This window comes from Escherichia sp. E1130 (assembly GCF_005781065.1).
Taxonomy (GTDB): Bacteria; Pseudomonadota; Gammaproteobacteria; order Enterobacterales; family Enterobacteriaceae; genus Escherichia.
Map to the genome: position 1 here is coordinate 237,008 of NZ_VATL01000003.1, position 9,614 is coordinate 246,621.

17 protein-coding genes, 1 tRNA gene and 1 pseudogene are annotated in these 9,614 nt (G+C 50.1%); all 19 read left to right on the plus strand.

From position 1 onward, the window contains the following. Positions 1 to 373 precede the first annotated feature (373 nt). The 19 genes and pseudogenes from FEK66_RS02605 (at position 374) to FEK66_RS02700 (ending at position 9,588) form a co-directional block, all read left to right on the plus strand. Positions 374 to 598 carry a DinI family protein gene (locus FEK66_RS02605; RefSeq protein WP_135494234.1) on the plus strand — a complete coding sequence of 75 codons (225 nt, stop codon included), beginning with the start codon at positions 374 to 376 and terminating at the stop codon, positions 596 to 598. 100 nt (positions 599 to 698) lie between these two features. Further along, positions 699 to 917, plus strand: a complete 219-nt coding sequence (locus tag FEK66_RS02610) for a hypothetical protein (RefSeq protein ID WP_240783237.1) — start codon at positions 699 to 701, stop codon at positions 915 to 917. A gap of 83 nt (positions 918 to 1,000) precedes the next feature. Further along, complete coding sequence (locus tag FEK66_RS02615) at positions 1,001 to 1,603, plus strand: DUF1367 family protein (protein ID WP_138211404.1); 603 nt, start codon at positions 1,001 to 1,003, stop codon at positions 1,601 to 1,603. Further along, the gene (locus FEK66_RS02620; RefSeq protein ID WP_135494230.1) at positions 1,603 to 1,809 is read left to right on the plus strand and encodes a hypothetical protein; all 207 of its coding nucleotides are present in this window, start codon (positions 1,603 to 1,605) and stop codon (positions 1,807 to 1,809) included. Before FEK66_RS02615 ends, FEK66_RS02620 begins: the two co-directional genes overlap by 1 nt. 202 nt (positions 1,810 to 2,011) lie before the next feature. Next, positions 2,012 to 2,302, plus strand: coding sequence for a DUF1364 domain-containing protein (locus FEK66_RS02630; RefSeq protein WP_135494226.1), 291 nt, complete (start codon positions 2,012 to 2,014; stop codon positions 2,300 to 2,302). Next, positions 2,299 to 2,661, plus strand: a complete 363-nt coding sequence (gene rusA, locus FEK66_RS02635; RefSeq protein WP_135494224.1) for a crossover junction endodeoxyribonuclease RusA — start codon at positions 2,299 to 2,301, stop codon at positions 2,659 to 2,661. The genes FEK66_RS02630 and rusA overlap by 4 nt, the downstream gene beginning before the upstream one ends. Further along, positions 2,658 to 2,795 (plus strand): YlcG family protein, encoded by a 138-nt coding sequence (locus FEK66_RS02640; protein ID WP_135494222.1) that lies wholly within the window; start codon positions 2,658 to 2,660, stop codon positions 2,793 to 2,795. Before rusA ends, FEK66_RS02640 begins: the two co-directional genes overlap by 4 nt. Then, positions 2,795 to 3,607, plus strand: coding sequence for an antitermination protein (locus tag FEK66_RS02645; protein ID WP_135494220.1), 813 nt, complete (start codon positions 2,795 to 2,797; stop codon positions 3,605 to 3,607). The genes FEK66_RS02640 and FEK66_RS02645 overlap by 1 nt, the downstream gene beginning before the upstream one ends. A gap of 653 nt (positions 3,608 to 4,260) precedes the next feature. Next, positions 4,261 to 4,337 (plus strand) — tRNA-Lys (locus FEK66_RS02650). A 370-nt stretch (positions 4,338 to 4,707) separates the two neighbouring features. Continuing rightward, positions 4,708 to 5,094 (plus strand): phage holin family protein, encoded by a 387-nt coding sequence (locus tag FEK66_RS02655; protein ID WP_135494218.1) that lies wholly within the window; start codon positions 4,708 to 4,710, stop codon positions 5,092 to 5,094. Continuing rightward, the gene (locus FEK66_RS02660; protein WP_135494216.1) at positions 5,081 to 5,362 is read left to right on the plus strand and encodes a phage holin family protein; all 282 of its coding nucleotides are present in this window, start codon (positions 5,081 to 5,083) and stop codon (positions 5,360 to 5,362) included. The genes FEK66_RS02655 and FEK66_RS02660 overlap by 14 nt, the downstream gene beginning before the upstream one ends. Then, positions 5,362 to 5,973 (plus strand): glycoside hydrolase family 19 protein, encoded by a 612-nt coding sequence (locus FEK66_RS02665; RefSeq protein WP_135494214.1) that lies wholly within the window; start codon positions 5,362 to 5,364, stop codon positions 5,971 to 5,973. Before FEK66_RS02660 ends, FEK66_RS02665 begins: the two co-directional genes overlap by 1 nt. Then, a complete protein-coding gene (locus FEK66_RS02670; protein ID WP_135494212.1) occupies positions 5,970 to 6,503 on the plus strand; it encodes a DUF2514 domain-containing protein in 534 nt (177 codons plus the stop codon). The genes FEK66_RS02665 and FEK66_RS02670 overlap by 4 nt, the downstream gene beginning before the upstream one ends. Continuing rightward, on the plus strand, positions 6,490 to 7,005 hold the full coding sequence (locus FEK66_RS02675; RefSeq protein ID WP_135494210.1) for an HNH endonuclease: 516 nt from the start codon (positions 6,490 to 6,492) through the stop codon (positions 7,003 to 7,005). The genes FEK66_RS02670 and FEK66_RS02675 overlap by 14 nt, the downstream gene beginning before the upstream one ends. Continuing rightward, a pseudogene (locus tag FEK66_RS25855) lies at positions 6,977 to 7,078 on the plus strand (DUF2514 domain-containing protein); the annotation flags it as partial. The gene FEK66_RS02675 and the pseudogene FEK66_RS25855, both read left to right, overlap by 29 nt. Beyond that, complete coding sequence (locus FEK66_RS25600) at positions 7,068 to 7,469, plus strand: hypothetical protein (protein WP_171023563.1); 402 nt, start codon at positions 7,068 to 7,070, stop codon at positions 7,467 to 7,469. The pseudogene FEK66_RS25855 and the gene FEK66_RS25600, both read left to right, overlap by 11 nt. Before the next feature lie 292 nt (positions 7,470 to 7,761). Beyond that, the gene (locus FEK66_RS25795; protein ID WP_205714131.1) at positions 7,762 to 8,109 is read left to right on the plus strand and encodes a hypothetical protein; all 348 of its coding nucleotides are present in this window, start codon (positions 7,762 to 7,764) and stop codon (positions 8,107 to 8,109) included. Next, positions 8,066 to 8,974: a hypothetical protein gene (locus FEK66_RS02695; RefSeq protein ID WP_138211405.1), complete on the plus strand. Its 909-nt coding sequence runs from the start codon at positions 8,066 to 8,068 to the stop codon at positions 8,972 to 8,974. Before FEK66_RS25795 ends, FEK66_RS02695 begins: the two co-directional genes overlap by 44 nt. Next, complete coding sequence (locus tag FEK66_RS02700) at positions 8,971 to 9,588, plus strand: methyltransferase domain-containing protein (protein ID WP_135494201.1); 618 nt, start codon at positions 8,971 to 8,973, stop codon at positions 9,586 to 9,588. The genes FEK66_RS02695 and FEK66_RS02700 overlap by 4 nt, the downstream gene beginning before the upstream one ends. Positions 9,589 to 9,614 lie beyond the last annotated feature (26 nt).

The window sequence follows — 9,614 nt, forward strand, 5'->3', positions numbered from 1 at the left end:
GCAGCATTGCCACGGTTGCCAGGTATATAAAATTTTAGGGAGCGCAAAAACATGAAACTAACGTACACCCTCCTGGCGCAAGCCGTAGTTTTCAGCACAATCAGTAGCAGTATCCTGGCAATCGCCTTTCTACTGTTCTGGTTAGCGAAAGATATTAATTGAATCTGTCTCAATTTCAGAACACCTTGACGTTTCCGTTGATGGTATTTTGTCCAGGATGCACCGCATACAATCACAGTGGATCTCTTCGTAATTCGGCGGTTTTTTTATGTTTTTTCTGTGGAGTGATTCGCAAATCGTGCTTTCAAAACATTGCAAAACTCAAATTAGAGGTTTATAAAGAAGCTGTATGCATATACAGTAATTGGCGGGCGTGAAAGTCGAGTTAACCATTGATTGCATAAAGAAACTTCCTGTTGGGGCAGTCCCGGCTCTTGAGACTGAACTATTAAAACGCCTAAGTAAGCAGTTTGATGATTGCAAGCTAATTATTAAGCGTGCAAGTAGTGATGGCCTTGTTATATTCGGTGGGGAAAAGAATGAAGTCGAACGTATCCTGCAAGAGACATGGGAAAGTGCCGACGACTGGTTTTATTAATTGTTTTGCATGGTAGCGGCAAATTGATTTGAGTGAATTCTTCCAGTGCGGCTACCAGGAGTTTCTTATTGCGTCTGGATGTCGCTAAGGAGGAAATATTGTGGCTACAATTTACTCAGATCTTACTGGAGAATTTAGAGCGACCATCACAGATGCCTGTGGCCGCGAAGTTTTGTCCTTTAATTTAGTTTCCTTTGATCGATTTATTCTGTCGTCGGTTGGTGGGGAAATTTTGAGCCGAAAACTCAACAAAGACGATCTCTATTGGTCCAAAGCCACACTAGCAGAAGTCATCAAAGAAATGATGTCAAAAAATTGACCATTTTACTGTATTTCTAGCATAATTAAGCAACTGGTCTGAACAACCAGAACCTGATGACTTTGCGCCACGGAGTAACTCCCATGGCGCATGAACTACAACTCATTAAGCACTACACAGGAATACTGATCCCGGCTACGCCCGAGACCAGCGATATTCTGCAATCAAAAATCAAACTCGGCGACGTACTGGTGGCTGAGTTTAAAAAAGTGCGCAATCCGGCGTTTCACCGTCGCTTCTTCGCACTCCTCAATCTCGGTTTCGAATACTGGGAACCTACAGGCGGCGCAATATCCAGCAATGAGCGCAAGCTGGTTACCGGCTATGCCAGTTATCTGGCTGCATATGGTGGCAACGGTGGCGCTCTTCTGGATGCTGCTGAACAGTATCTGGATCAGGTCGCAAACCGCCGCGTAACGAACGGGATCAGCCTCTGCAAATCATTCGATGCTTATCGCGCATGGGTTATCGTCGAGGACGGGCATTACGACGCCATTCAGTTGCCAGACGGCACACTTCGCAAACATCCCCGCAGTATCTCATTCGCAAATATGGACGAAATCGAGTTCCAGCAGCTGTATAAAGCCGCGCTCGATGTTCTGTGGCGCTGGATATTGTCCCGCACTTTTGCCACGCAGCGCGACGCGGAGAACGCCGCTTCTCAGTTGCTGAGCTTTGCAGGGTGATGGAGATGAAACATTCTTTTTTTCACCATCCCGAATGCACAACCGAGCAGGCTGACGAACTGATGGCCCGGTATCGGGCGCGCGGTATCAGGACCGAAAAAAGCCTCAATTCTGATTTCCTTACCTGGACGGTCAGCGTGAAATTGCCGGAGTGCGGACGTCCGGCACGGACGCCGAGAACCTTCCGACAAAAGGTCTGGGGGTGAACATGACTAATCTTCGAAAAGCTGCGCGTGGCCGGGAATGCCACATTGATGAAAGCAATGAGCGATGGCGGCCTGTTCTGGGTTTCGAGGGCCTGTATGAAGTTAGCAATTTCGGCAGAGTTAGATCTGTTAGTCGATGGGTAAATATCGGAAGGGGCGCTGTTGGTTGTGTCATCCGTGGTGAAACGTGGGGGCATGTTCAATGAGTAAATTAAGTAAAGCGGCGAAGGGAAGAGAGTGCCAGGTAAGAATTCCAAATGTCTGCAACGGTAACCCGGAAACGTCTGTACTGGCGCACATTCGCCTGGCCGGGTTATGTGGCACCGGAATCAAACCGCCTGACCTGATTGCCACCATTGCATGCTCTGCCTGTCACGACGAGATCGACCGCCGTACACATTTTGTCGATGCTGAGTATGCAAAAGAATGCGCGCTGGAAGGTATGGCGAGAACGCAGGTTATCTGGCTGAAAGAGGGGATCGTAAAAGCATGAATGAATATCGCCTCAGTCTCCCATGGCCCCCGAGCAACAACCGCTACTACCGCCATAATCGCGGGCGCACGCACATCAGCGCAGAGGGGCTGGCATACCGCGATAACGTCGCCCTAATCATTAAAAACGCAATGCTGGATATCGGCCTGGCAACACCGGTGAAAATCCTTGTCGAATGCCACATGCCGGACAGCCGCCGCCGTGACCTGGATAACCTGCAAAAAGCTGCATTCGACGCGCTGACAAAATCCAGGTTTTGGCTCGACGACCAACAGGTTGATTACTACAGCATGAAGAGAATGCCAGTCTTCAAAGGCGGCAAGCCTGAACTGATTATTACTGAACTGGAGAGCGCATGAAAAAGGAAATAACCGCAGCACTCAAAACTTACTGGGTGCGACTGCGCCTATACCGCTTTTCTGGCTCAGTTCTGACCGATTATCGCATCATCCGTAACGCCGCTCGTTTAATTCAGAAAGCAGGAGTCACGTAATGAACCTTGAATCAATCGCAAAATATTTTGCTCCAAAGTCCCCGATGTTCAGTGATTCTTCGCGGGCGACGGCCACCGATAACCTGACCGGTACAGATGTAATGGCAGCGCTGGGGCTGGTAAATGCCAGGTGTGGATTTGGCTTTGATCTGTACCTTGCAAAAATTGGAATCAGCAGCCCTGACAGGGCATTGGAGGAACTGTATGTGTCAGCAGTTGAGTTGTCACGACGTTGTAAATCAGTTACTGAACTCGATGAAACAATTCGCCGACGCGTTCTCGAAATTATGTGCGCTTTTGCGTATCAGGATTATACGCGCAGTGCGGCAAGTGTCAGGCAGTGCGATTGCTGCGCTGGTAGCGGCTTCACCGAAGCTGATGTCTTCACAAACAAGGTTCAATATCCAGACGGTAAGCCACCAAAATGGGCCGCAATCACGAATGGGGTTTATCCATCTTACTGGGAAGAATGGAAGTCGGTACGGGAAACCGCGCGGGTTATGTGCAATACCTGTAACGGCAAAGGTGTTATCAGCAATGCGTGTCGTTGTCATGGTAAGGGGAAGGTGCTGGATAAGAAGGCGACGGAACTTCAGGGCGTGCCGGTGATGAAGGAATGCGGGAAATGCTCAGGCCGTGGTTATGCCAGGCTTCCGGCAGAGAGCGTGCGCAAGGCGTTGTGTGAAGGCGTGATGACAATAAGCCAACCGACATGGTCACGCAACTTTAAGCCGCTGTTTGAGCTTCTGGTAAGCCAGTGCCATGTAGAAGAGTCTCATGCTGATGCTGCATTGAAGTCTGTCACACGATAGATGCCTGTTAGTAAATTTTGACAACATGATGGCAACGAAGTATTGCATGTTTGAATAAAATTGCCTAATCTGATTCCAATGATGGGGTATTGTGCTCATTCGTTAGAGAATTCATTCAAGCCCTGCGGTTAACTCCGTGGGGATTTTGTGTTTTATGATGGTTTCTGCTTTCTAATTAAGAATGCGTACACTTGATCAGAAAATTAAACCTCCTGATATGGTGTGGTTTTTCATTTGGGGTAAATTTTGCCCATGCAAATCATTCGTGAGTAAACTATGAAACCCAGAGGTAACTACCTTATAAAGCCCATGAAATATCTGGGTGTGTAGCACTTTTGGCCGCCTGGAAAAAGTTGAGTTGTATAATCCTGCAGGCCATCTTAGTTAAACCTGTATTATATCTCCGCCGGCCATGGACTGGGCGAGGATTTAGAGCGATTTTCGCTAAACCATCCAGTGGCAATAACTAAATCTGAAAGTGAAGGGTGTTCCATTGCGGAAAGAGCAGTATAGGCATACGCTAATTAACGCTGGAGGTAATTTTGGGACAATACTTATTCCTTATTATGATAATTTCACGGTTTGTTTGTTCATATTGCCAGCTATTCATTAGTTGGCAATTTTTTACATACCGATTTAGTGAAACCTGTCAGCCGCCACTAGCTCACCAGGACAGAGCATCAGCCTTTTAATTTGATTGTACGGGGTTCGAGCCCCCGGTGGCGGACCATGCGGATTCGATTCCCGCTGGCTGTTCCTGTTTACGCTTTTCGGTCTGCGATGATGGGGTTTCCCTGAGTGACCGGGAAGCATTTCTGGTTTGAGTGGGCGCGGTTTTTTGCAAAATTGCTGTGTAAAAAATCCAGATAACCTGAATGGTTTGTTGGATGGGGTGTCTCAAATTCATTTCGTCTCGTTTCAGCGAGATTCTTCGTTTAAGGGCTGCCAGCTGGCAGCCCTTTCAGTTTAGGGTTCCGGGAACCATCACCGATAGGCTTCAACGTTTAAATTCAGTCCGTGAACCTGAAATCAACAGCCGCAGACGCGGCATTTCTTCCCCTCAACGTTGGGAGGACTCACAGCAATTAAGAGGGGGCTACATGTCCGAACCGATCTCAGGCTCAGGGCTGGCTGGTGGTGTCCTGACAGGTGCCAGTGTCTATGGGTTACTTACTGGAACTGATTATGGTGTCGTATTTGGCGCATTTGCAGGGGCTGTATTCTACATCGCAACAGCGTCAGATCTGAGCGCGGCGCGTCGGATGGCATATTTCGTTGTGTCGTATATTGCCGGGATCCTTTGTTCCGGACTGGTGGGTTCCAAACTGACGAACCTGACCGGGTATAGTGATAAACCGCTGGATGCCATCGGTGCCGTAATCGTTTCTGCTTTAGCCGTTAAAATCCTGACATTCCTGAATAACCAGGATGTCGGCTCGCTGGTGGCGCTGATAACGCGCCGGGGAGGTTCAGGTGGTACTAAATGACCCGTCAGCAACGGTAAACGCGCTGCTGTGCGCCGGAGTGGTCATTACTATTATGTTTTACCGCCGGGGAGATTCACGACATCGCCCGTGGATTTCGCGTCTGGCATGGCTTATCGCGGTGACTTACAGTGCCGTGCCCCTGGCTTATCTTTGCGGCATTTATCCTCATTCTTCGTGGGCAACTATCGGGGCCAACATCATATTCCTTGCCGTGCTGGTGGCCGTCAGAGGCAACGTTGCGCGCCTTGTTGATCATCTGAGGCACTAATGAACCAACAACAATTTCAAATGGCGGCTGGTATCAGCGCCGGACTGGCTGCGCGCTGGTTTCCGCATATCGATGCAGAGATGAAAGAATTCGGCATTATCTCACCGCTGGATCAGGCGATGTTTATCGCTCAGGTGGGGCATGAGTCTGGAGGTTTCACACGTATTGTTGAAAACCTGAATTATTCTGCTGATGGCCTGAAAGCGACATTCGGGAAATATTTCACTACCGAAACCGCGCAGAAGTACGGACGTACTGCTAATCACCCGGCGGATCAAAAAGGCATTGCCAATATCGTCTATGCAAATCGCATGGGGAATATTGGACAAAACGATGGATGGAATTATCGCGGCCGTGGACTGATTCAGATTACCGGTCACGACAATTACCGGGATTGTGGTGCTGGTCTGGGTGCCGATTTGTTACTGGTTCCTCAGCTTTTGGAGCAGGATGAATATGCAGCCCGTTCGGCGGCGTGGTTCTATACCGCAAAAGGCTGTCTGAAGCACTCCGGGGATGTCAAAGCTGTTACGAAAATCATCAACGGTGGCACTAACGGCCTCGATGATCGGCAGACCCGCTATGACAAGGCGAAATCGGTGCTTGTATGACTGCGCTGTTCGAGTACCTGGGGAAATACTGGAAGCCGCTGGCGATCACTTTGCTGGTGGCTTTTTTGTTATGGCGAGCATACGACGCGGGATATGAGTCGGCGGATTCAGTCTGGAAGCAGCAATGGCTACAGCGGGATCTGGCTGACTCAACCGCAACTATACACCGAGAGGTTGCCGAGCGAGCCAAAGAACGGCGACGTCAGCAGGCGGCAGACGAGGAGCGGAAACGTGCAGATATGGAACTGGCGAAAGTACAGGCTGATGCTGACGCTGCTCAGCGTGCTGGTGATGGGTTGCAGCAACAACTCGCCACGCTACGCAGGCAGCTCGCAGGAAGTGAAACCGGCCGCATTTCCGCAATTGCAGCAGCAGGCGCGGCAAAAGCCCAGACCACAAGAGTGCTTGCCGACATGCTCTCAAAATCTGTCGATCGCAATCAACAGTTGGCAAAATTCGCTGATGAAGCTTACACGGCAGGAAAAACCTGTGAAAACACATACAGGAGAGTAACCAATGGCCGTAATTGATCAACAACAGCTTAAACGCTTGTTGAAATATAACTCCGATACCGGGGTTTTTTATTGGCTTGAATCTCGCGGTGGTGTTCATGCGGGTTGTATTGCGGGCTCGCCAGATACTAATGGATATGTCCAGATCAGGATTAATTCCTTGGCTTATTTAGCGCATCGGTTGGCTTTGTTTTACACCAACGGAATATGGCCGTCTGAGCAGGTCGACCATATCAATGGCGTGAAGAATGATAATCGGATTTGTAATCTTCGTAACGCCTCTCCAGTGGAAAATATGCGAAACACAAGGCTGTCGCGCAATAATACCTCAGGAATAAAAGGTGTTTGCTGGCATAAAGGGGACAAGAAATGGCACGCGAAATGCAAAATAAAGGGGAATGCTCGTCACCTTGGTTGCTTCACTGATATAGGTGATGCTGAGAAGGCTGTGCGTGAATTCCGAGAAGCCGCTCACGGTGAATTTGCAAATAATGGCGGGAAAATTCGCAAAAGAGGCTGATGAACGCTATGCAGCAGGATCAAGCTGCGAACGAACCTACGACAAAGTGACAGGAACAAATAATGGAAATTAAGTTGGTCAAATACTGGAAAGTAGAGCTATTCGAGCAGCAGCCTAAATCTGTGATAACGCAAATGTTGGCGGAAAAAAGACAACCATTCTTCACCGGCTATTCAAAGGATCAGGTCAACCCGCAAAAACTTCACGGTAGCGAATTTATTTCTCTTGCCCCGACCCCTGATTCCTTAGAACTTCAAGCCATTCGGCTTTATCGGGTTGATGAAATCAAATGCAGTCCGGTTTACGAACAGGACGCTGACTCTTTTGCAGAAGCAGCAGAGCCACTGATTAAGTGGATGGCTGAAAATGTTCACCCTCACCACAGCGCCATCGTAACCAGTACAGGTGCAGAGCTGCTTATGAGCGAGCGGGTACATAACACCGATAAATATCTTAAAGACTGACATTACAGCAGGCATTCCCTAAGTGCCTGTGATAATGCCAACCTGACCAACTATCCCTATGACCCAAACCTTTATCTGCATCGCCAGCGGCCCGTCGCTGACGGCGAACGACTGCGCACAGGCCTCCGGCTCCGGTTACCCGGTCATTGCAGTTAATTCGAGCTGGAGGGCCGTACCAGACTGTCAGCACATCTTCGCCGCCGATTTCACCTGGTGGGACCATTACTACGATTCGCTGGAAACCAGCGCCGAACTATGGACTCAGAGCAAACGGGCTCATTCCCGGTTCGGCGTGAAGCTTTTCACCCCATCAGAAAATGGGCCGTTCAACTCCGGGAAGCGTGCCATTCAACTCGCCGCCCACCTCGGCGCAGAGAGGGTGATTCTTCTCGGATACGACTGCACCCTGGTGAACGGCGCACACTGGCATGGGCGCCACCCGGCAACGATGCATAATCCGGTACCGCGCGAAGTAGGGCGCTGGCATACCGACTTTGCTTCTCTCGCTGGCGCTCTGCCGGGCGTGGAGATTATCAACGCGTCACGCGAGACCGCGCTGACTTGCTTTAAACGTTTACCACTTGAGGCGGCACTTTATGCCTGGAAAACTGTACTTAGACGGGATGCACGGCATCGGTGACAATATCAACCAGCGCTGCTTCATTAAGGCGCTGGTCAAACAGGGAAAAGAGGTATGGCTGAGAACGCCACTTCCGGAAATTTACGCCGGGATCCCGAACCTGCATTTCGTGAAGGCCAATACGCCATTGCGGACGCAGCGTAAGAACGAGCAAAGCACATCGGTGAGATTTGAATCTGAACCGCCAGGCATTCCCCGTCAGCGCATTTTTTACGGCAATGGCCATCTTCAGGCCGGGAGCATATTCGACGCGATGCAGCAGCAATTTGGTACGCTGCCGGCAGCGATGGATTTACCGCATTACCCTCCGCCGGATATTCCGGTACCGGATGGTAAGCCAATAGCCGTTATACGTCCCACCACAGAACGTACCGAGTGGCACAATGCCAGCCGCGGGCCGCTGAACAAATATGTGGATGAAGTTTCCCGGTTACTGGCAATACGCGGTTTTCATGTTATCAGCATTGCAGATAACGAGCCTGGTCTGGAGTGGATACCGGATCTGGAACCTTTCGCGCACCGGAAGCTGCATGATGGCCAGCTTTCTATCACGCAGATGCTGGCGCTGGTGGAAAGGGCCGACATAGTGCTTACGGGTGCATGTGTCGTCATGCACGCTGCGCTTGCTTACGGTAAACCGATGATCTGCTTGCAGGGCGGCAATGGCGGCAATAACCACCACTCTAAAGTTACCGATCCCCGTTGTATGGATTTATCCCGCGCGTTGTTTGTATACCCGGATAACTATTGCCGGTGCCAGGAGATGAAACACGCTTGCGACAAAACAATCAGTGGGCTTTCTTCACGGGTGCAGCCCTTTATCGATAACGTATATCAGGCATCACGTAAGCGAGTGGGCGCATGAAGTATTTCTCTGAGCAAATCAAACATGGGCTGGCGTGGCTGCCTGAATTGGGTATTGGTCGTTACCCGGTGCCGAAGGCCCATCGACCGTACGATGAAGATTATTTTTCACGATACCAGCAACTGGCTGATACCGAACTAGGTAGAGAGTTGACTGCGGCACGGGTCCAGTTAGTTTCGCGACATTACAGCGGTGTTGTTCTGGATGTTGGCATCGGTGCCGGGCAATTTGTTGAAGCACGTCCGGATACCAAGGGATTTGATGTAAATCCTGCGGGCGTTGAGTGGCTGAAAGCGCGAGGACAGTGGGCGCATTTATACCATGACCGATATCCGGCGCTGACGTTCTGGGATTCCCTGGAACATATCGATCGGCCAGAGGTTGCCATCGCGCGGGCGGAAAAATGGGTATTCGTTTCAGTACCCATCTTTGAGTGCGCAGAGCATGTACTGCGGTCCCGTCATTTCCGCCGTGATGAGCATATCTGGTACTGGACTCATGATGGGCTCTTAAAATGGTTTGCAGCTAACGGGTTTAAGCTGGTGGAACACAACACCCGCGAAAGCGAGCTTGGTCGAGATGGTATTGGTAGCTATACCTTTTGCCGGATTTAAAACAGCAGCCACTACAGGGCGTCATT

Excerpts from the sequence above, each read along its gene's own strand:
- FEK66_RS02620 (WP_135494230.1), top strand. The coding sequence starts at position 1,603 with ATGGAGATGAAACATTCTTTTTTTCACCATCCCGAATGCACAACCGAG.
- rusA (WP_135494224.1), top strand. The coding sequence starts at position 2,299 with ATGAATGAATATCGCCTCAGTCTCCCATGGCCCCCGAGCAACAACCGC.
- FEK66_RS02675 (WP_135494210.1), top strand. The coding sequence starts at position 6,490 with ATGGCCGTAATTGATCAACAACAGCTTAAACGCTTGTTGAAATATAAC.
- FEK66_RS02670 (WP_135494212.1), top strand. The coding sequence starts at position 5,970 with ATGACTGCGCTGTTCGAGTACCTGGGGAAATACTGGAAGCCGCTGGCG.
- FEK66_RS02615 (WP_138211404.1), top strand. The coding sequence starts at position 1,001 with ATGGCGCATGAACTACAACTCATTAAGCACTACACAGGAATACTGATC.
- FEK66_RS02695 (WP_138211405.1), top strand. The coding sequence starts at position 8,066 with ATGCCTGGAAAACTGTACTTAGACGGGATGCACGGCATCGGTGACAAT.
- FEK66_RS02630 (WP_135494226.1), top strand. The coding sequence starts at position 2,012 with ATGAGTAAATTAAGTAAAGCGGCGAAGGGAAGAGAGTGCCAGGTAAGA.
- FEK66_RS02665 (WP_135494214.1), top strand. The coding sequence starts at position 5,362 with ATGAACCAACAACAATTTCAAATGGCGGCTGGTATCAGCGCCGGACTG.
- FEK66_RS02640 (WP_135494222.1), top strand. The coding sequence starts at position 2,658 with ATGAAAAAGGAAATAACCGCAGCACTCAAAACTTACTGGGTGCGACTG.
- FEK66_RS02645 (WP_135494220.1), top strand. The coding sequence starts at position 2,795 with ATGAACCTTGAATCAATCGCAAAATATTTTGCTCCAAAGTCCCCGATG.
- FEK66_RS02655 (WP_135494218.1), top strand. The coding sequence starts at position 4,708 with ATGTCCGAACCGATCTCAGGCTCAGGGCTGGCTGGTGGTGTCCTGACA.
- FEK66_RS25600 (WP_171023563.1), top strand. The coding sequence starts at position 7,068 with ATGGAAATTAAGTTGGTCAAATACTGGAAAGTAGAGCTATTCGAGCAG.
- FEK66_RS02700 (WP_135494201.1), top strand. The coding sequence starts at position 8,971 with ATGAAGTATTTCTCTGAGCAAATCAAACATGGGCTGGCGTGGCTGCCT.